The organism is Neoroseomonas soli (genome assembly GCF_018129065.1).
In the GTDB taxonomy this organism is placed as follows: Bacteria; Pseudomonadota; Alphaproteobacteria; order Acetobacterales; family Acetobacteraceae; genus Neoroseomonas; species Neoroseomonas soli.
The window spans coordinates 1-19,029 of the sequence record NZ_JAAEDM010000019.1; the positions used below are offsets into that span (position 1 = coordinate 1).

Annotated in this window: 16 protein-coding genes; 9 read left to right on the forward strand and 7 right to left on the reverse strand. The window is 71.9% G+C overall.

From position 1 onward, the window contains the following. Positions 1 to 243: hypothetical protein (locus tag GXW76_RS09555; RefSeq protein ID WP_211861785.1), on the reverse strand; the 243-nt coding region annotated here is incomplete at its 3' end. A 129-nt stretch (positions 244 to 372) separates the two neighbouring features. Between GXW76_RS09555 and GXW76_RS09560 the strand changes: the two genes are divergently transcribed. Continuing rightward, positions 373 to 1,464, forward strand: coding sequence for an isocitrate/isopropylmalate dehydrogenase family protein (locus tag GXW76_RS09560; RefSeq protein ID WP_211861786.1), 1,092 nt, complete (start codon positions 373 to 375; stop codon positions 1,462 to 1,464). Positions 1,465 to 1,769: 305 nt separating this feature from the next. Here the strand turns inward: GXW76_RS09560 and GXW76_RS09565 are convergent, their stop codons facing one another. Further along, a complete protein-coding gene (locus tag GXW76_RS09565) occupies positions 1,770 to 2,747 on the reverse strand; it encodes a tripartite tricarboxylate transporter substrate binding protein (protein WP_211861787.1) in 978 nt (325 codons plus the stop codon). A 106-nt stretch (positions 2,748 to 2,853) separates the two neighbouring features. Here GXW76_RS09565 and GXW76_RS09570 point away from each other — a divergent pair, with 106 nt between their 5' ends. Next, on the forward strand, positions 2,854 to 3,663 hold the full coding sequence (locus GXW76_RS09570) for a GntR family transcriptional regulator (RefSeq protein ID WP_211861788.1): 810 nt from the start codon (positions 2,854 to 2,856) through the stop codon (positions 3,661 to 3,663). Positions 3,664 to 3,667: 4 nt separating this feature from the next. On the opposite strand, the gene GXW76_RS09575 is transcribed toward GXW76_RS09570, so the two are convergent. After that, complete coding sequence (locus GXW76_RS09575; RefSeq protein ID WP_211861789.1) at positions 3,668 to 5,089, reverse strand: MmgE/PrpD family protein; 1,422 nt, start codon at positions 5,087 to 5,089, stop codon at positions 3,668 to 3,670. Positions 5,090 to 5,212: 123 nt separating this feature from the next. Between GXW76_RS09575 and GXW76_RS09580 the strand changes: the two genes are divergently transcribed. From GXW76_RS09580 to GXW76_RS09590, 3 genes are read left to right on the forward strand one after another with little or no spacing between them, the layout of a single operon-like run. Beyond that, positions 5,213 to 6,004 (forward strand): enoyl-CoA hydratase/isomerase family protein, encoded by a 792-nt coding sequence (locus GXW76_RS09580; RefSeq protein WP_211861790.1) that lies wholly within the window; start codon positions 5,213 to 5,215, stop codon positions 6,002 to 6,004. 10 nt (positions 6,005 to 6,014) lie between these two features. Further along, a complete protein-coding gene (locus GXW76_RS09585; protein ID WP_211861791.1) occupies positions 6,015 to 8,096 on the forward strand; it encodes an acetate--CoA ligase family protein in 2,082 nt (693 codons plus the stop codon). A gap of 20 nt (positions 8,097 to 8,116) precedes the next feature. Continuing rightward, positions 8,117 to 9,280 (forward strand): acyl-CoA dehydrogenase family protein, encoded by a 1,164-nt coding sequence (locus GXW76_RS09590; RefSeq protein WP_211861792.1) that lies wholly within the window; start codon positions 8,117 to 8,119, stop codon positions 9,278 to 9,280. A 70-nt stretch (positions 9,281 to 9,350) separates the two neighbouring features. On the opposite strand, the gene GXW76_RS09595 is transcribed toward GXW76_RS09590, so the two are convergent. Beyond that, the gene (locus GXW76_RS09595; RefSeq protein ID WP_211861793.1) at positions 9,351 to 10,130 is read right to left on the reverse strand and encodes an enoyl-CoA hydratase-related protein; all 780 of its coding nucleotides are present in this window, start codon (positions 10,128 to 10,130) and stop codon (positions 9,351 to 9,353) included. Between the two features lie 179 nt (positions 10,131 to 10,309). Here GXW76_RS09595 and GXW76_RS09600 point away from each other — a divergent pair, with 179 nt between their 5' ends. Next, positions 10,310 to 10,642 (forward strand): FKBP-type peptidyl-prolyl cis-trans isomerase, encoded by a 333-nt coding sequence (locus GXW76_RS09600; protein ID WP_211861794.1) that lies wholly within the window; start codon positions 10,310 to 10,312, stop codon positions 10,640 to 10,642. Between the two features lie 49 nt (positions 10,643 to 10,691). Continuing rightward, positions 10,692 to 12,011 carry an MFS transporter gene (locus GXW76_RS09605; RefSeq protein ID WP_338150925.1) on the forward strand — a complete coding sequence of 440 codons (1,320 nt, stop codon included), beginning with the start codon at positions 10,692 to 10,694 and terminating at the stop codon, positions 12,009 to 12,011. A 6-nt stretch (positions 12,012 to 12,017) separates the two neighbouring features. Here the strand turns inward: GXW76_RS09605 and GXW76_RS09610 are convergent, their stop codons facing one another. Both GXW76_RS09610 and GXW76_RS09615 read right to left on the reverse strand, forming a co-directional pair. Further along, a complete protein-coding gene (locus tag GXW76_RS09610) occupies positions 12,018 to 13,631 on the reverse strand; it encodes a GMC family oxidoreductase (RefSeq protein ID WP_338150922.1) in 1,614 nt (537 codons plus the stop codon). A gap of 108 nt (positions 13,632 to 13,739) precedes the next feature. Further along, positions 13,740 to 14,339: a glutathione S-transferase N-terminal domain-containing protein gene (locus tag GXW76_RS09615; RefSeq protein ID WP_211861796.1), complete on the reverse strand. Its 600-nt coding sequence runs from the start codon at positions 14,337 to 14,339 to the stop codon at positions 13,740 to 13,742. A gap of 93 nt (positions 14,340 to 14,432) precedes the next feature. Between GXW76_RS09615 and GXW76_RS09620 the strand changes: the two genes are divergently transcribed. Then, entirely contained in the window at positions 14,433 to 15,179 is a 747-nt protein-coding gene (locus tag GXW76_RS09620; RefSeq protein WP_211861797.1) for a dienelactone hydrolase family protein, read from the forward strand. Positions 15,180 to 15,193: 14 nt separating this feature from the next. On the opposite strand, the gene GXW76_RS09625 is transcribed toward GXW76_RS09620, so the two are convergent. Further along, entirely contained in the window at positions 15,194 to 17,485 is a 2,292-nt protein-coding gene (locus GXW76_RS09625) for a heavy metal translocating P-type ATPase (RefSeq protein ID WP_211861798.1), read from the reverse strand. 363 nt (positions 17,486 to 17,848) lie between these two features. Here GXW76_RS09625 and GXW76_RS09630 point away from each other — a divergent pair, with 363 nt between their 5' ends. Then, positions 17,849 to 19,018: an MFS transporter gene (locus tag GXW76_RS09630; RefSeq protein ID WP_338150926.1), complete on the forward strand. Its 1,170-nt coding sequence runs from the start codon at positions 17,849 to 17,851 to the stop codon at positions 19,016 to 19,018. Positions 19,019 to 19,029 lie beyond the last annotated feature (11 nt).

A 19,029-nucleotide genomic window follows, 5' to 3' on the forward strand; every position in this document is an offset into this window, starting at 1 on the left:
CTTCGCCTCGGCGCGGGCGGCGGCGGCCGCCTGGGCCTGGCGTGCCTCGAGCCCGCGGGCGAGGAAGGCGCCATACGCCGCCGGTGCATCCTCCGGCCGCTCGGCCCGCAGCGCGGCCTCCTGCGCGGCGGCCGCTTCCTCCTGGGCGGCGAGCGCACCCCGCGCTTCCGCAAGCCGGCGCTGGGCAGTGGTGACCTCCAGGGAGCGCAGCCTGGCAAGGGTGGCGAGCGGATCGCGTGGCACGGGTGCAGGGGCTTGGCAGTGGTTTCCGCATCTTCGCGCCGACGCCTTGCCGCAGGGTGAATGGCGGCTCCTGGCGCGCGGGCCGCCGCCATGGGACAAGCGCCGGAACGAAGGCCCCGAGGAAGCTCCATGTCCCTTCCGTCCAACACGCTGAGCATCGCCGTCCTGCCGGGCGACGGCATCGGCACCGAGGTGACGGCGGCGACGCTTGCCGTGCTCGAGCCTCTGGCGAAGCGCCATGGCCTCGGCCTGGCCTACGAGCAGTTGCGCGCCGGCGCCTTCTGCTACCGCGACACCGGCACGGCGATGAGCGAGGAGACCTTCGACAAGGCGGCGAAGGCGGATGCGATCCTGCTCGGCGCCATGGGCTGGCCGGAGATCCGCGCCGCCGACGGGACCGAGATCGCGCCGCAGTTGGACCTGCGCTTCCGGTTGAACCTCTATGCGGGCGTGCGGCCCTTCCGCGCGCTGCCCGGCGTGCCGGTGGCGCTGGCCGATCCGCGTGCGCGCGACATCGACCTGGTGATCGTGCGCGAGAGCACCGAGGGCCTCTTCTTCTCCCGCGACCGCGGCACCGTCACGCACGACATGGCGGAGGAGACGCTGCGCATCACCCGCGGCACGACGGAGCGCCTAGCACGCTTCTCCTTCGACCTCGCGCGGCGGCGGGCGGAACGGCGCGGGCGCAAGGGCACGGTGACGCTGGTGGACAAGGCCAACGTCTTCCGCGCCTTCGCCTTCATGCGCGGCATCTTCGCCGAGGTCGCGGCCGGCTACCCGGATGTCGCGCATGGCGCGCACTACGTCGATGCGATGGCACTGGACCTCGTGCGCAAGCCCTGGGCCTTCGACGTGCTGCCGACCGAGAACATGTTCGGCGACATCCTCTCGGACCTCGGCGCCGGCCTCGTCGGCGGCATGGGCTTCGCGCCGAGCGCCGACATCGGCGACACCCACGCTGTGTTCCAGCCCGCGCACGGGACGGCGCCGGACATCGCGGGGCAGGGGCTCGCGAACCCGACGGCGACGATCCTCTCCGCCGCGATGATGCTGGACTGGCTCGCCGGCAAGGGCGCCGGGCAGGCCTATGCCGATGCGGCGGCGGAACTCGACGCGGCGGTGGATGCCGCCTTCGCGGACGGACTGCGGACGCCCGACATCGGCGGGCGGGATGGCACGGCGGCGGCGGCGCGCGCGGTGGCGGAGCGGATCGGTCGCTAGAGCAGATCGCATGCGGCCGGAATCAGCCGTATGCATGAAGATGCTCGCTCAGCCATGGCTGGTGTGCTGCCCGCGAAGTTTGCTGGATTTCCAGCAAGCGGAGCGGACAAGCAGGCCACTGAGATCGAGGGCAGGTGGCCTGAGAGCGATGTCGGCGGGACTTCGGAATCGGGATACTGGAGCCGTATCCCCGCCCCCGTGAACGTGGCGGGCAGGACGCGGCGAAGTGCCTCTGCCGCCATCCGCTTCCGCGGCACGGCAGCCCAGGCCGGGCTCCGCGGCCAGCGCCCCGACCCGCCGCCGCGTCAGTTCACGCTGATTCGCGCCTCGCGCGCCACCTGCCGCCAGCGCAGGATGTCGGCGCGCAGCGCGTCGCGGAACTCGGCGAGGCCGAGTGGCGCCGGCTGCGCGCCGTCGAGTTCGAGGTAGCGGAGGTAGGACGGCGCGCGCGCCGCCGCGCTGATCTCGGCGTTCAGGCGTTCCTGCACCGGCTGGGGCACGCCGCGCGGCGCCAGGATGCCCCACCAGACGGCGACATCGAAGTCGATGCCGGTGCTCTCGCGGATGGTGGGGATCGCGGGCATGCCGGCGAAGCGCTGGGCGGTGGTCACCGCGATCACCGGCACCGTCCCGGCGTCGACCAGGCCGCGCACGGAGGCGAGCGTGGTCATCAGGAAGTCGATCCGCCCGGCGACGAGGTCGCTCTGCGCCGGTGCGATGCCGGCATAGGGGATCGCCTCCATCTGCAGCCGGCTCGCGAGGTTGAAGGCCTCCATCGTGAAATGCCCGACGCCGCCCATCCCTGCCATCCCGTAGAGCAGCTTGCCGGGATTGGCGCGCGCGTGGCGCACGAGTTCGTCCATGGTGCGGAAGGGGCTGTTCGGCTTCGTCACCACCACCATCGGCGCGGTGCAGAGCCGCGCGATCGCGTCGAAGCTCTCGATCGCGTCGAAGGTGTTGCGGCGGATGGTCGAACTGGTGGCGAAGGAACTGGAGGCCAGCAGCAGCGTGTGCCCGTCCGGCGGCGCGCTGGCGACGAAGCCCGCGCCGATCGAGCCCGCGGCGCCGGGGCGGTTCTCCACCACCACGGGCCGGCCGAGGGCGGTCTGCAGCGCATCCGCGATCGGCCGGGCGATGTTGTCGTTGCTGCCGCCCGGCGTGAAGGGGACCACCAGGCGGATGCTCTGGCTGGGCCAGCCGGGCGTATTGGCGCGCGCGGCGCCGGCCAAGGCGAGGCCGGCGGTGGCCCCGAGCAGGCCGCGGCGGGTCGGGTGGTGGGGCACGGCGTTTCCTCCTGCGGCGCCGGACATTATGAATGCATCGGACGCCGATAATGTCATATGCTTGTACGGACATGCCTATAACTTCCCGCCTTCGGAATCAATGACCATGGTGCGACGCGTGCCCGCGGCCCGACCCCCTCTCGCCGCGGCGGCCATGGCCGATGCGGCGCAACTGCTGGCCGGCAGCCAGCCGCGCTACGCCACCGTGGCGACGGCGCTGGCGGCCGAGATCCTCGAGGGCAAGCGCCCGGTCGGCACGCTGCTGCCGACCGAGCAGGAACTTGGCCAGAGCTTCGGCGTCAGCCGCTCCACCGTCCGCCAGGCGCTACGGCGGCTGGCCGAGCTTGGCCTGGTCGCGAGTGCGCAGGGCGTCGGCACGCGGGTGATCGCCGACCAGCCGCGCGGCCGCTACGTGCTGGCGGTGCGCTCGGTGACCGACGTGATGGGCTATGCCGCGCGCACACACCTCGACATCCGCGGCCGCGGGAAGGTGGTGGCGGATGCCGCGCTGGCCGAGCGCCTCGGCTGCGAGGTCGGCTCGCACTGGGTGCATGTGGCCGGGCTGCGTCGCGCGGCGGAGGGGCGGGCGGCGCCGATCTCGCTCTGCGACCTCTACATCGCGGAGGAGTTCGCCGAGGTGGCGGCCTCGCCCGACCTCGCCATGACGCCGGCCTACCGGCTGATCGCGCAGCGCCGCGGCGTGCCGGTCGAGACGGTGCAGCAGGACATCGCCGCCATCGCGCTCGACGCCGCGCAGGCGGAGGTGCTCGGCGTCGCGCCGGGCTCGCCGGGCCTTTACATCCGCCGGCAGTTCTTCGCCGCCAGCGGCAGGCTGGTGGAAGCGACGACCAACATCCACGCCGCCGCCGACCAGTTCGTCTATACCCTCCGCCTCGGCGGGCCGGAGGAAGGCTGACGGCTCAGGCCGCCAGCGCCTCGGCGAGCGGCGCGATGTCGGCGAGCTCGTCCACCTTCCACAGCATGTCGAGCGCCGCCTGCGCGCGCGCCTGGCCCAGCCGCGGGGCGACGAGGCCGAGGAACTTCTCGGCGACGCCCGCATCGGTCAGCGGGTTGGAGGCGGAGCCGAAGGGCTCCATCACCGTGCGCTCGAGCACGCGCCCGTCGGCGGTGGTGACCTTCACCTTGGCGCCGCGCTTGCGCGGGTAGATGGCATCGCACTCCTCGTCGATCGTGGTGCGGATCGCGCCCGTCAGCCCCAGGATCGCAGGGTCGCGGCGTTCGGCCTCGCCGAAGTCGGCGAGCGTGACGCGGCCGCGCACCAGCGCGGTGGCGACGGTGAAGGGGATGCTCATCTGGGCGGTGGTCATCTCGGTCCAGCCCACTTCGCCATGCGCGGCGGCGACGGCGTAGCTGCCGATGTCCACCGCCTTCACCTGCGCCGCGGTCAGCCCGTCCTTCGCCGCCATGTCGAGCACCGCGTCGATCATGGCGTGGATGTGCCGGCAGGATGCGTAGGGCTTCATGTAGCAGTTGGCGACGGCGAAGCGGGACTTCGGGTGGTTGTCCCCGGCCGCGAGGATGTCGAGCTTCGCGTAGTCGATGCCTTCGCCGCCGGCATAGGCGTTGAAGAACCCGTCCTTGAACTCCAGCGCGCCGCGCGGGGTGGGCAGGCCGGCCTCGACCAGCAGCGCGGCAAGCACACCCTCGCGCGCCGCGTGGCCCGGATGGGTGCGCTTCACGTCGCCACCGGCGAGGAAGGTGAAGATCCCGGAGGCGTAGGAAGCGGCGGCGCCGATCGCGCCTTCCATGCGGTCCGCGTCATAGCCGAGCAACGCGCCGGCGGTGACGGCGGAACCGATCACGCCCGCGGTGCCGGTGTTGTGGAAGCCGCGCCAGCGTGACCGCGGATGGCTCGCGGCGGCGATGCGGCAGGTCGCCTCGTAGCCGGCGACGACGGAAGCAAGGAACGCCTTGCCGCTGACATGACGCTGCGCGCCCAGCGCGAGCGCCGCCGGGACCACCACGCCGCCCGGATGCACCGAGCCCGCGCGGTAGCCGTCGTCCAGTTCCAGCCCGTGGCCGCAGGTGCCGCCGACATAGGTGGCCGAGAGCACGTCATAACGCTGCTTCACGCCCGCCATCGGGACGGTGCCGGCGCCGATGCCGGCAGCGGCGAAGGCCTTCTCCACCGACAGGGTCGCATCCTGCGTCGCGCCGGCGATCATGGCGCCGAGCGTGTCGATGGTGTGCCGGCGCGCCGCGTGGCGGGCGAAGTCGTCCACCTGCGTGAGGTCGAGCCCCGCCACGAATTCCGCCAGGGCGCGCGTCGGCCCCTGGGTGGCAACGGCGGAGGACTTGCTGTCCGGGATCGGCATGTCCATCAGGGGCACTTCCTTCGCGGTGGAGGCCAGGTCGGCCGCGTTGTCATCTTGTGCGAACAAGTTTATGACGGCCCGCACCCCCGGCGCAACCCGGGACGACAAACCTGACCGGGAGGACCCGACATGGCCGACACACCCAGCCCCGAGACCCTGCTGGAAGCCCGCGACGGCCATGTCGCCACCCTGACGATCAACCGCCCGCCCAACAACCACATCAGCCGCGAACTCATGGTCACGCTGGCCGACAGGCTCGAGGCGCTGGACCGGGACGACACCTGCCGCGTCGTGGTGCTGACCGGCGCGGGCAAGCATTTCTGCGCCGGGGCGGATTTCTCGAAGGGGGATTCGGGCGGACTGGCCTCGCCGGAAGGTGCGCCGGGGCGGACGCTCTATGTCGAGGCGGCGCGGCTGTTCCGCACGCGCAAGCCGATCATCGCGGCGGTGCAGGGGGCGGCGGTCGGCGCCGGGCTCGGCCTCGCGGTGGCGGCGGATTTCCGCGTGACCTGCGAGGAAGCGCGCTATTCGGCGAACTTCACGCGCCTCGGCTTCCATCCCGGCTTCGGGCTGTCCTTCACCCTGCCGCGGCTGATCGGGCAGCAGCAGGCGGCGCTGCTGTTCTACACGGGGCGGCGGATCGACGGGGCCGAGGCGTACCGCATCGGCCTTGCCGACATGCTGGTGCCGCAGGCCGAGGTGCTGTCGATGGCGCAGACGCTGGCGAAGGAGATCGCGATCTCCTCCCCGGCGGCGGTGCAGGGCGTGCGCGCCTCCATGCGGCGCGGCATCGCCGAGGCCTTCGAGGCGGCGACCGAGCGCGAGTACCAGCAGCAGGTCTGGCAGCGCCAGATGGAGGACTTCGCGGAAGGCCGCACCGCCATGGCCGAGCGCCGCGAGCCGCGCTTCACGGGCCGCTGAGATGAACGTGATGAACGACCGTGCCGTGCTGGCCGAGGCCATCTTCCGCCCGCGCGCCATCGCGCTGATCGGCGCCACGGCCGACCAGTCCAAGAACAATGCCCGCGCGCAGCGGCTGCTGAAGAAGTCCGGCTATGGCGGGCGCATCCTGCCGATCAATCCGGGCCGCAGCGAGATCATGGGCGATGTGGCCTATCCCGACATCCGCCAGGCGCCCGGGCCGATCGACCATGCCTTCATCATGGTGCCGTCCGCCGCCGTGCCGGACGCGATAGCCGGCTGCGTCGAGAAAGGGGTGAAGGTCGCGACGCTCTACAGCGCCGGCTTCGCCGAGATCGGCGCCGAGGGGCGCGCCATGCAGGACCGCATCGTCGCCATGGCGCGCGAGGGCGGGCTGCGGCTGATCGGGCCGAACTGCCTGGGCCTTGTGAATGTCACGGACGGCGTGCCGATCACCAACAACGCGGCGGTGGAAGCCGAGGAACTGCGCCCCGGCTGGCTCAGCGTGGTGTCGCAGAGCGGCAGCATGATGGGTGCGCTGCTCTCCCGCGCCATGGCGCGCGGCTTCACCTTCGCGAAGCTCGTCTCGGTCGGCAACGAGAGCGACATCGGCGCCGGCGAGATGGCCGAACTGATGGTCGAGGACGAGGCGACACGCTGCGTGCTCATGTTCCTCGAGACGCTGCGCGACGCGCCGAGGCTCGCCGCCGCCGCGCGGCGGGCGCATGCGCTCGGCAAGCCGGTGATCGTGTACAAGCTCGGACGTTCGGATGTGGGGCGGCAGATCGCGGTGTCGCATACCGGCGCGATGGTCGGCGCGGACGAACTCGCCGCGACCTTCTTCCGCGAGAACGGCATCCTGCGCGTCGAGACGCTCGAAGGGCTCGTGGAACTGCCGCGCCTGGTGCTCGGCCGCACGCCGCCCAAGGGCAACCGCGTCGCGATGCTGACCGGCACGGGCGGCGGCGCGGCGATGGTTGTGGACGGCGTCGGCACGCGTGGCGACCAGGTCGTCGGCCCGACGCCGGACATGCGTGCGCGCCTGGCCGAGCAGGGCATTCACATCAGCGACTCCCCGCTGATCGACCTGCCCATGGGCGGCGGGCGCGGGCATTACACGACGGTGCTGAAGGAACTCGTGGCCTCGGACCACTGCGACGCGGTGGTGGCGGTGCTCGGGTCCACCGCGCGGCTGCGGCCGACGCAGGTGAACGACAACGTCCTGGACGTCTATGACGGCAGCAAGCCGATCGCCGTCTTCGCCGCGCCGCAGGCGGACGAGGCGCTGCGCATCCTGGACGAGGCCGGTGTCGCCGGCTTCCGCACGCCGGAAACCTGCGCCGACGCGCTGCACACATTCCTGAACTGGCGCGCGCCGAAGCCGGTGGAGAACGTGCCCGAGGCCGCGTGGCGCGGGGCGGCGGAACGGCTCTACGCGGTCGGCGCGCCGCGGCTCGATGAGGCGCAGGCCTGCGACGTGTTCGCGGCGCTCGGCATCGAAGGGCCGGGCAGCCGCATCGTGGCGGCGCCCGAGGAAGCGACGGGCTTCGCCGGCCCGGTCGCGGTGAAGCTGCTGTCGCCCGACATCCTGCACAAGACCGATGCCGGGCTGGTGCGCCTGAACGTCGAGGGCGACGCCGCCATCCGCGAGACGGTCGCCGCACTGCTCGCCATCGCGCGGGAAGAATTCCCGCAGGCCCGCGTGAAGGGCGTGCTGGTGGCGCCGATGCATCGCGGGCTTGCCGAGGTGATCCTCGGCTTCCGGCACGACCCGGAGGTCGGGCCGGTGGTCATGCTCGGCATGGGCGGCGTGCTGGCGGAACTGAAGCGCAGCTATTGCGTGCGACTCGCGCCGGTGTCGGAAGCGACCGCGATGGAGATGATCGCGGAACTGCCGGAACTGAAGCTGATCCAGGGCTTCCGCAACCTGCCGCGCGGCGACGTCGCGGCGTTGGCGCGTGCCATCCGTTCGATCTCGCTGCTGGCCTGCCTCGATGGCGCGCCGGTGCAGGAAGCCGAGATCAACCCGCTCATCATCCGTGCCGAAGGGCAGGGGGCCGTCGCCGTGGACGGCCTCATCGCGCTCGGCTGACCACGCAGGACACGACCAAGATGACGATCATCTCCGAAGAGGCCCGCATGCTGCAGGACCTCGTGGCCAAGTTCGTCGAGCGCGAACTGATGCCGCTGGAGCCGGCGGTCCTCGCGCGCGAGGCGGCCGGCGGCAAATGGGCGCTGACCGAGGAGGAAGAGGCGCCGATCCTCGCCAAGTGCAAGGAGCTCGGCCTCTGGGGCCTCGACGTGCCGGAGGATATGGGCGGCGCCAACCTGCCGACGGTGACGCGCATGCTGGTGGAGGAGGAAGTCTCCCGCACCATCGTGCCCTTCGAGTTCCCGCCCGACAGCCCGAACCTGCACATGATGATGGCGGTCGCGAACGAGGACCAGCGTGAGCGCTACCTCAAGCCCTATGCCGAGGGCGTTGCGAAGTCCGGCATCGCCATCTCCGAACCCGGCGCGGGCGGCGACCCGGCCGGCATGATCACGCGCGCGCGCAAGGACGGCTCGGACTGGGTCATCAACGGCCGCAAGATCTGGGTCAGCCGCGTTCCTGCCGCCGACTTCATCATCGTCATGGCCCGCACCGGGGAGGGCAAGCGCGCCGAGGGCATGACTGCCTTCATCGTCGAGCGCGGCACGCCGGGCTTCATCGTCGAGCGCGAGATCAAGATGATCGGCGGGCGGCTCACCTACGAGCTGGTCTTCGACGAATGCCGCGTGCCGGAAAGCCAGGTGCTGGGCGAGATCGGCCAGGGCTATGCGCCGATGCAGCTCCGCCTGAACGTGCGCCGGCTCCAGATGGGTGCGCGCTGCGTCGGCATGTGCCGCCGCGCCATTGAAATGATGACCACCCAGGCCAAGCAGCGCGTGACCTTCGGCGTGCCGCTGGCCGATCGCCAGGCGATCCAGTGGTGGATCGCCGACGCCGCCATCAAGATCCACGCGACGCGGCTGATGGTGCTCTCGGCGGCCGAGAAGATGGAAGCCGGCGAGGACGTCAAGGACGAGGCCTCGATGATCAAGGTCTTCGCGACCGAGATGGCGCGGGACGTGCTCGACCAGGCGATGCAGACCTTCGGCGCCATGGGCATGACGAAGGAGTTGCCGCTGCATCTCTTCGCCCAGCAGGCGCGGCTGATGCGGATCTACGAAGGCCCGACCGAGGTGCACCGCATGGCCATCGCCAAGCGCGTCCTGCGCCGCGGCTCCGTCTGACCCCCTATCCGCGGGTCCAGGGGACCGTCGTCCCCTGGCGGGGGAGTTCGAGGGGGCGGCGCCCCCTCGATCACCTGTTCTGCCAATCGGGCTTCCGCTTCTCCGCGAAGGCCTTCGGCCCTTCGATGTAGTCCTGGCTGTCGCGATTGCGCTGCTGCGCCGGGTACATCGTCGTGATCGCCTGTTGCAGCGTCGGCTCGTCCAGCCCCGCATAGACGCATTGCTTGGACGCCCGCACCGCGAGCGGCGAACATTCCAGGATCGTGGCGGCCCAACGCTTCGCCGCGTCCAGCGCCTGACCCTGCGGCACGACCTCGTTGACGAAGCCGAGCGTCCTGCCTTCCTGCGCGGAGACGCGCCGACCCGTCAGGATCATCCCGAGCGCCTGCTTCTGCCCGATCATGCGCGGCAGGCGGTGCACGCCGCCCGCGCCCGCGACCAGGCCGACGCGCGGTTCCGGCAGGGCGAAGACGGCGTTCTCCGCCGCGATGATGAGGTCGCAGGCCAGCGCAACTTCGAAGCCTCCGCCCATGGCGACGCCGTTCACCGCCGCGATCACCGGCTTTTCCAGATCGAAGCGCAGCGTCAGCCCCGCGAAGCCGGAAGGCGGCGTCGGCCCGCGCTTGCCGGCCGCCTGCACCTTCAGGTCGTTGCCGGCGGAGAAGGCGCGATCCCCCGCGCCGGTGACGATCGCGACCCAGAGGTCGGGGCTTGCCGAGAATTCGTCCCAGACCTTCTCGAGTTCGAAATGCGCATCGCTGTGCAGCGCGTTCATCACCTCGGGGCGGTTGAGCGTGACGATGCGCAGCCGGCCCTCGTCCTGGACCTGGCAGTAGCGATACTCGGTCATGGCGGCGTTCCCTCGATCCTTTGCGTCTCGCGGCGCAGCCTGGACGAAGGCGGAGCGGAGGTCGAGGGCGCCACGCCCGGAGCCGCGACACGCGCGACGGAGGGTATGGCGGCCGGGGCGGCTTGCCTGTACCACCGCTCCACGGGCGCCGCGGCGCCATACGCACGGGAGACGCGCACATGACGGACACGAAGATCGGCACCGGCGCGGAGGCGACGCCCGGCCAGTACGTCACGGTCCACTACACCGGCTGGCTCTATGACCCGTCCGCGCCGGACAACAAGGGACAGAAGTTCGACAGTTCCCGCGACCGTGACGATCCGTTCTCCTTCGAACTCGGCGCGGGGCACGTCATCGCCGGCTGGGACAACGGCTTCGCGGGCATGAAGGTCGGCGGCCAGCGCACGCTGGTGATCCCGCCGGACCAGGGCTACGGCGCGCGCGGTGCCGGCGGCGTGATCCCGCCAAACGCGACGCTGCTCTTCGAGGTGGAACTGCTCGCCGTCGGCTGACGCCGTCCCGCCTGCCGTGACGCGGGAGGGCCTGCGGCGACTCTTGCCGGTGCTGCTCGGCACCTCCGTGGTGCCGTTGGACAGCACGGTGAACGTCGCCTTTCCTGCCATCGCCGGGGCCTTCGGTCTCGAGGTGCCGGCGATCCAGTGGATCGTGATCTGCTACACGCTGACCTATGGCAGCCTGATGCTGGCGGTCGGGCGGATCGGCGACATCTTCGGCCATCTGCGCGTCTTCCGCGCGGGACTCGTCTGGAGTGCCGCAGCCTTCCTGCTCTGCGCGCTTGCGCCGACCTATCCTGCGCTGCTCGGTGCGCGGGTGCTGCAAGGGATCGGCGCGGCGCTGGTCATCGGCTGCGGGCCGGCGCTGGCGACATTGCTGTTTCCGGATGAGATGCGCGCCCGCGCGCTCGCCGCCTATGCCACCGCCTTCGCGGCGGGGGCGGCGATCGGACCGCTTGCCGGCGGCGTGCTGGTGCAGGCTTTCGGGTGGGAGGCGGTGTACTGGATCCGCACCCCCGTCACGCTGGCGGCACTCGCGCTGCTGCGTGGCGTGGCGGCCGCACCGGGACCGGGACGGCGCGAGACCTTCGACGCGGCGGGCGCGCTGCTCTTCACCACGACCGTCGCCACGATGCTGCTCGCGGTGAACCGCGCGCCGTCCATGCTGGCGCTGCTCCTGGCCGCTGTCGCCGCGGCCTGCCTCGGCGGCTTCCTGTGGTGGAGTGCGCGCAGCCCGCGGCCGCTCATCGACCTCGGCCTGTTCCGCCGACCGGGCTTTGCGGCGCTCAACCTTGCGAACATGCTGGTGAACCTGGCCTCCTTCGCGGTGATGCTGGTGGGTCCGTTCTATCTGGCGCGCATCGCGGGGCTGCCGGCACTGTGGCTCGGCTTCGTGCTCGCGGCGGCGCCGCTGGGTGGGATGTTGGGCTCGTCCCTCGGCGGCTGGGCGGTGGCGCGCTTCGGCGCGCGGCCGGTGGTGCTGGCCGGTGCGGCGCTGACCGCCACAGGGCTGCTGGTGGTGGCCTTCTGCGGGGCGGCGACACCGATAGCCGCCGTCGTGTTCGCCTTCGCGCTGCAGGGCGTGGGCGTGGGGCTGTTCACCCTTGCCTATACCGACGTCGTCACCGCGACGATGCGGCGAGAGGACCGCGGCGTGGCCGGCAGCCTGGCGATGCTGACGCGCACGCTCGGGGTGGTGACGGCGGCCTCCGTGCTGACCTTGCTGTTCGGCGCGACGGAGGCCTCGCTGCTGGCCGGCGGAGCGGCGGCCGAGGACGCATTCCTCGGCGCCTTCCACCGCGTCTTCCTGGTGGCGGCCGCGCTGCCGGCGCTCGCCCTGCCGCTGCTGGCGCGCCGCGCCGGTTGAACCGCGCTAGGCGGCGCGGCGCACCATTTCGGCGGCGCGTTCGGCCAGCATCAGCACCGCCGGGTGGATGTTGGAGGACGGCACCAGCGGGAAGACCGACGCATCCGCCACGCGCAGCCCCTTTACCCCGCGCACGCGCATTTCCGGGTCCACCACCGCGCGGTCGTCCGCACCCATGCGGTTGGTGCCGCAGGGGTGATAAACAGTCACGCCGGTGCGACGGATGTAGTCGAGCATCGTGTCCTCGCTCTCCGTCGCCAGGCCAGGGGATTGTTCCTGTTCGATCAGGTCCGAGAAAGGTGCGGTTGCCGCGATCCGGCGGCCGAGCTTCGCCGATTCCAGCATGATGCGGATGTCCGAGGCGGCGCTGAGGTAATTGGCGCGGATCACCGGCTTCACATCGGGGCTCGGCGCGCGCAGCGTCAGCTCACCACGGCTGTCGGGGCGGCAGACGCAGAAGTTGAAGGTGAAGCCGGGATGCTTCGCGAGGCTGCTTGCGGAGGTCCCCTGGTCGCCGAGGCTGAAGTTCACGAACTGGAACTGCACCTCCGGCTCCTCGGAGCCCGGCAGCACGCGGGCAAAGAGGCTCGCTTCCGAAGCGCCCACCGCCATCTGGTTCTTCCGCCGCAGGAACCAGCCGAGGCCGAGGCCCGCCGCGCGCACCGGGTTCGCCATGATCTCGTTCAGCGTGCCGCAAGGCCTGGTGCGGAAGGCGAAGCGGACCATGAAGTGATCCTGCAGGTTCCTGCCGACCTCCGGCGCGTGGACCGCGACGGGAATGCCCATGGCCTGCAACGCCGCGCCGTCGCCGATGCCGGAGAGCATCAGCAGCTTCGGGCTCTCGATCGCGCCGGCGCAGAGGATGACCTCACGTCGCGCCAGATACGTCTCGTCCCCGTCAGGTCCGCGCACGACGACGCCGATGGCGCGGCCGTCGCGGATGAGGATGCGCTGGCCGACGCGCTCGGTCTCCACCTGGAGGTTCGGCCGGTTCAGCGCAGGCTTGAGGTAGGCCGTCGCCGGGCTCCAGCGCCAGCCGCGATGGACGTTGAGCTGGTTGGGCGCCACGCCCTCGAACCATTCGCCGTTGTTGTCCGGGTTGCGCGCGAAGCCGAGGCGCTCGCAGGCCTCGACGAAGGCGCGGCAGCCGGGGGAGGGCTCCGGCACCTCGCCGATCTGCATGGGGCCGTCCTTGCCGCGGTAGTCGCTGTCAGGTCCGGCGAAGGTCTCGAGCTTCCTGAACGCCGGCAGGCAATCCTCGTAGGACCAGCCGCGCGCGCCGGATTGCGACCAGCGGTCGTAGTCGCGTGGCGATCCGCGCAGGAACACGAGCCCGTTGACGCTGCCCGAACCGCCGATGACCCGCCCGCGCGGCCAGTAGATCTGGCGGCCTTCCAGTTCGGGTTCCGCTTCGGTCTGGTAGTTCCAGTCGAACTTCTTCGTCACGTAGAGCCGCGCGAAGCCCATCGGGACGTGGATCCAGGCATTGCGGTCCCAGGGGCCGGCTTCCAGCAGCACCACCCTGGCGCCCGGGTCCTCCGAGAGCCGCGCCGCCATGACGCAGCCTGCGGAACCTCCGCCCAGGATGACGTAGTCGGCCTCTCGGACCTTCTCGCTCACGGTTCCATCCCCTCGTGGTCGTTGCGGGGAGGATAGCGGAACCTTCGGCGCTGACAGCCCCCTTCGGCAAGGAAAGGCCGGAGTCCGGCCCTTCCTGCCTGGCGCGGATCAGGCCGCCGGCGGCATGGTGCGCGCCATCGGCGGCAGCGCCACCACCTTCGCGTACCAGGCCTCGAGCTTCGGATGGCCGGGCCGCCAGGGCTCGTTCGGATAGCGGAAGTCGAGGTAGCCCAGCGCGCAGGCGACCGTGATCTCGCCGATGGTGTCGAGCATGCCGAGGCTGTCGGCCTGGGCCTCCAGCGCGTCGAGCGCGCGCGTCACCTTGCCCTGCTGCAACTCGATGTAGGACTTGCGCCCTTCGTCCTGCGGCAGCGCGACCTCGCGCCGGCGCGGCTGGGTGGCGTCGAGGATGCCGTCGCCGAGCGCCGCCAGCGTGATCGCCTTCCAGCGGGCCGGGCCTTCGGCCGGGAAGAGCTTCGGCGCATCCCCGATGCTGTCGAGATACTCGCAGATCACCGGGCTGTCGTAGAGCGCCATCCCGTCATCGGTGATCAGCGTCGGGATCTTCGATAGCGGGTTCACCGCGGCCAGAGACGGATCCGTGGTCGGGACGGTCCACATCGCGATGCGCCCGTCGATGCCGCGCTTGATCGCGCAGGCACGGGCCTTCCGGACATAGGGGCTGGCGGGCGAAAGGGTGAGCTTCATGGTTGTGGATTCCTCCGATGCGGCGCGCGACTTTCCTGCGCCCATCGCCATCCGTCCAGACCACGGCTAGCGTCCGGGGCGGAGGAACCGCCGATGATCGAGACCACGCAGGACATCCCGACGCGCGACGGCGCGATGGAGACCTTCATCGTCCGCCCCGAACGCGGCGGCCCATGCCCCGCCGTGCTGATGCTGATGGACGCGCCGGGCATCCGGGAGGAACTGCACGACATGGCGCGCCGCCTCGCGACGGTGGGCTTCTGCGTGCTGCTGCCGAATCTCTACTACCGCGCCGGGCGCGACACGAAGTTCGGTCCCGGCGTGATGACCCAGGGCGACCCCGAACGCGAGCGCATGCGCGCCATCCGCACCAGGATGACCATCCCGCCGGTGATGGAGGACGTCGCTGCGATGCTCGCCTACCTCGACCGCGAGGGCATCGCGAAGCCGGGCCCCGTCGGCGCGCATGGCTACTGCATGAGCGGCCCCTACGCGCTCGCCGCCGCCGTGCGCTACCCGGGGCGCATCGCCGCCGCGGCCTCCTTCTACGGCACCTGGCTGGTGAGCGAGGCGGAGGAGAGCCCGCACCTCACCCTCGGGAAGGGCAGGGCGGAACTCTACATCTCCTGCGCCGAGCACGACGAACTCGCCCCCCTGCCGATGGTCGAGGAACTGCGGCGCCTGTTCGAAGCATCCGGCGCGGAGGGCGAAGTCGAGGTCCACCCCGGCGTCCACCACGGCTTCGCCTTCCCGCAACGCTGGTGCTTCGACAGGCCGGCGGCGGAGCGGCACTGGGAAAGGCTGATCGCCCTCTATCGCCGGCGCCTCGGCGGCGGCTGAGGGGGGCAACGCGGCTACGGGTGTGCGGCGGACTGCGCGCCCCGGAAATCCGCCAGCATCTCTTCCTCCATCGTCAGGTGCAGGCGCAGCAGCGCCTCGAGCGCGAAGAGGGTGCGGCGCAGTTCCGGCGCCGTCGCCTCCCAGCTTCCATCCTTGGTGGCGAGGCCCATCAGGACCGCCACGCGGTCCGCCAGCGCCTCGATCTCCGCATGCATGCGGATCAGCGGCGCCATCGGGTCCTGGCCACCCAGGCGCCGCGCCGCCTCGGGGTAGAGGGCGCGCTCCTCCTCGTGCTGGTGGGGCAGGAGTTCGGTGCGCAACCTCTCCTCGACGGCGGCGAGTTCCGCCGCGGCCGAGGGCGTGGCGTCGATCGCCTCGCCAGCGTCGCGCAGCGCCTCGGCAAGTTGCCGCAGGCCTGCATGCTCATGGTAGCGCTCGTCGAGCCCGGCCTCGGCGGGCAGGCTGTCGGGGACCTGTTCCTCGGCGCCGGGGCGCAGGGCGCTCAGGGCGTAGAGGATGGCGAAGACGTCGATCGCCTCCTGCACCAGCGCGCCGGCCAGCGGCGTCAGGCCGCCCAGCGCCGCGACGATCATCGCCACGCCGGACATGCCCATGCCGAGCGCGATGGCCTGCAGCGCGACGCGGCGGGAGCGGCGCGCGATGGCGATGGCCTCGGCCACGCGGTCCACGCGGTCCACCAGGAGCACGACGTCGCCCGCCTCGGCGGCGGCGGCGGTGCCGGCCGCACCCATGGCGATGCCGACATCGGCGGCGGCCAGCGCCGGGGCGTCGTTCACGCCGTCGCCGACCATCGCGGTCGGCGCGGCGGCTGCCTCGGCGCGCACCACCGCGATCTTGTCGGCCGGCGTCTGGTGCGAAAAGACCTCGTTGAGCCGCAGCGCGCGCCCGAGCGGCGCCGCTGCCGCCGCACGGTCCCCCGTGACCAGCACGACCCGCCGCACGCCCAGCGCGCGCAGCCGCCGCACCGTGCGCGGCGCTTCCTGCCGCAGCCCGTCGGCCATGACGAAGGCGGCCGAGGGGACCCCGTCCACTGCCAGCCAGGCAACCGATCCCGCTGCCGCGGAAACCTGCGCGGCGATGCTGAAGCCCGATTGCGGATCGATGCCGGCGGCGTGGAGGAAGCCCTCGGCGCCGAGCATCAGGGTCTTGCCTTCGACCATGCCGGTGACGCCGCCGCCGGGCACCTCGGCGACCGTCTCGGGGACGGGCAGTGCGACGCCGCGCGCGGTGGCCGCACGCACCAGCGCGGCGGACACCGGATGCGTCGAACCCTGGGCCAGCGCGCCGGCGAGGCGCAGCGCCTCCTCGCGGCCGAGCGCGGGGTCGGCATCCACGGCCGCCAGGCGCGGATGGCCTGGCGTCAGCGTGCCGGTCTTGTCGAACAGGACGGTGCGGATGCGCGCCAGCCGTTCCAGCGCGCCGCCGCCCTTCACGACGATGCCGCGCCGCGCGGCGCGCCCGATGCCGGCGACCAGCGCGACCGGCGCGGCGAGGATCAGCGGGCAGGGGGTGGCGACCACCAGCACCGCGAGCGCGCGCAGCGGATCGCCCGTCACCGCCCAGGCCCCGCCGGCGAGCACGGCGGTGAAGGCGACGAAGCCCACCGCCCACTGGTCCGCCAGCCGCGCGAGCGGCGCGCGCGCCACCGCGGCTTCCTGTGTCAGGCGCAGGATGGCGGCGTAGGTGCTGTCCTCGGAGCCGTGCGTCGCGCGCATGCGGAAGGCTGGGCCGGCATTGACGCCGCCGCTGCGCAGCACCGCGCCGGCGCGGAAATCGACCGGCAGGGGTTCGCCGGTCAGCATGCTCTCGTCCAGCGTCGCGGAAATGTCGTCGAGCGTGCCGTCGGCCGGCACGGTCTCACCCGGGCGGACGAGCAGCAGGTCGCCGGGGCGGATGGCGGCGACGTCGATCTCCTCGATCGCCTCCCCGTCGATGCGCGCGGCGCGACGGGGCGCGCGGGCCATGAGGTCGGTCAGCGCCCGCGTCGCGCGGCCCTCGGCCCAGGCTTCCAGCGCCTCCCCGCCCGCGACCATCAGGCCGATGACGGCGGCCGCGGCTTCCTCGCCCAGCACGACGGCGCCAAGGATGGCGAAGAGCGCCACTGCATCCACGCCCACCCGGCCGCCGAGCAGCGAACGCACCAGCCCCAGCCCGACATGCGCGGCGACCGGCAGGGCGGCGGCGGACCAGAGCCAGGGCGCCAGGTCCGGCCGGCCCAGCAGGTGGGCCGCGCCACCCGCGACGAGACCGGCAAGGACCCAGGAGAGCAGAAGGTATCGGCGCATGAAGGTGAGATCTCGGCAGTGGGGTGGGAAAGCCAGTATGCCGCAAGCCGTCCGCGGCGTGGATTGTCCAGGATCAAGGCCGCGCTGCCGCGCGAACGCCCGACGGCCACGACGAGGATCCGATGGCGCCGTGCTCGGTTCTCCGGCCGCCGCGGCGTCAGCGTCGGCGGCGAGGTGCCGGTGTTGTCGATCGCCTTGGTCCGCGCACCCTGCATGGCGCCGGCGCGCTGAACGGGATGCAGGGGCTTCGCAGTCCCCGCAGCATGCGCCTATCGTGGATGGGCGACGGTGCCCGCGCCGCCGCGAGGAACTCCAAGACGGAACGACATGCCCGCAGACCGACCAACGAAACTCCTGTTGATCGTGCTCGGTGCGATGTTCCTCCAGCAGACCTTCGCGACGCTGGGCCGTTCCCTGCCGCCGATCATCGCGCCCGCTATCCTCGAGGACCTGGCGCTCGATCCCGCCTGGCTCGGGATCTATGTCGCCGCCGCAGCGATGTCGGCGCTGCTGTTCCAGCTCGGCTGCGGCAGTTTCATCCTGCGCTACGGCGCGATGCGCATGAGCCAGGTGGCGCTGGTGATGCTCGGCCTCGGCATGGCGATCGCGACGGCGGGGCCGGTGGTGCTGTTCCTCGTCTCCGGCGTCATCGGCGGCGGGGCTGCGGCGATGTCCACGCCGGCCAGCTCGCACCTGCTCGGGCGATATTCACCGCCGCGGCAGGCGCCGCTGGTCTTTTCGGTGAAGCAGACGGCGGTGCCGGCGGGGCTGCTCATCGCCGGCATCCTCGGGCCGTGGCTGACGGGGCTGACGGGCTGGCGTGGCGCGCTGCTCACCGCCGCCGTCGCCTGCCTGGTCTTCGCGGCCATGCTGGAGCCGCTGCGCGCGGAGTTCGATTCCGACCGCGTGCCGAGCCAGGCCTTCCGGCTGTCGGATTTCCACACGACGATCACCGGCGTCATCGGCGTGCCCGCGCTGCGGCGCCTCGCCTTCGCCTGCTTCGCCTATAACGGGCTGCAGACGGTCTTCACCTCCTACTTCGTGGTCGCGCTGACGGAACTCGGGCATGGGCTGGCGGCGGCGGGCCTCGTCTTCTCGGTCGCGATGGTCATCGCGGTGCCGGGGCGCATCTTCTGGGGCTGGCTCGGCAGCGGGCGGGTGGATCCGACCGTGGTGATGTGCTGGCTCGCCCTCGGCATGGCGGGGGGCGCGGCGGCGATGGGGCTGCTCGGCCCATCCTGGCCGCTGCTGCTGATCGGCGTGGTGGCGACGGTGCTGAGCGCTACCGTCATGTCCTGGCACGGCGTGCTGCTGGCGGAGGCGGCGCGGCTCGCCGCGCCCGGGCAGCGGGGTGCCGCGACCGGCGGCGTGCTGTCCTTCGGCCAGTTGGGCGGGCTGCTGCTGCCGTTGGTCTATTCGGGCGTGCTGGTGCTGACCGGCAACCACGGCTACGGCTTCGCCGCCTGCGGCCTGCCGGCGCTGGTGGTCGGCCTCGTGCTGCTGCGCGCGCCGCGCGACCACGAGGCGCGATAGGGAAGGGGAAC

What these genes read in the sequence shown, in the direction of transcription:
- GXW76_RS09620 (WP_211861797.1), top strand. Translation starts at nt 14,433, where the DNA reads ATGATCGAGACCACGCAGGACATCCCGACGCGCGACGGCGCGATGGAG.
- GXW76_RS09595 (WP_211861793.1), bottom strand. Translation starts at nt 10,130, where the DNA reads ATGACCGAGTATCGCTACTGCCAGGTCCAGGACGAGGGCCGGCTGCGC.
- GXW76_RS09560 (WP_211861786.1), top strand. Translation starts at nt 373, where the DNA reads ATGTCCCTTCCGTCCAACACGCTGAGCATCGCCGTCCTGCCGGGCGAC.
- GXW76_RS09580 (WP_211861790.1), top strand. Translation starts at nt 5,213, where the DNA reads ATGGCCGACACACCCAGCCCCGAGACCCTGCTGGAAGCCCGCGACGGC.
- GXW76_RS09615 (WP_211861796.1), bottom strand. Translation starts at nt 14,339, where the DNA reads ATGAAGCTCACCCTTTCGCCCGCCAGCCCCTATGTCCGGAAGGCCCGT.
- GXW76_RS09575 (WP_211861789.1), bottom strand. Translation starts at nt 5,089, where the DNA reads ATGGACATGCCGATCCCGGACAGCAAGTCCTCCGCCGTTGCCACCCAG.
- GXW76_RS09625 (WP_211861798.1), bottom strand. Translation starts at nt 17,485, where the DNA reads ATGCGCCGATACCTTCTGCTCTCCTGGGTCCTTGCCGGTCTCGTCGCG.
- GXW76_RS09570 (WP_211861788.1), top strand. Translation starts at nt 2,854, where the DNA reads ATGGTGCGACGCGTGCCCGCGGCCCGACCCCCTCTCGCCGCGGCGGCC.
- GXW76_RS09590 (WP_211861792.1), top strand. Translation starts at nt 8,117, where the DNA reads ATGACGATCATCTCCGAAGAGGCCCGCATGCTGCAGGACCTCGTGGCC.
- GXW76_RS09585 (WP_211861791.1), top strand. Translation starts at nt 6,015, where the DNA reads ATGAACGACCGTGCCGTGCTGGCCGAGGCCATCTTCCGCCCGCGCGCC.
- GXW76_RS09600 (WP_211861794.1), top strand. Translation starts at nt 10,310, where the DNA reads ATGACGGACACGAAGATCGGCACCGGCGCGGAGGCGACGCCCGGCCAG.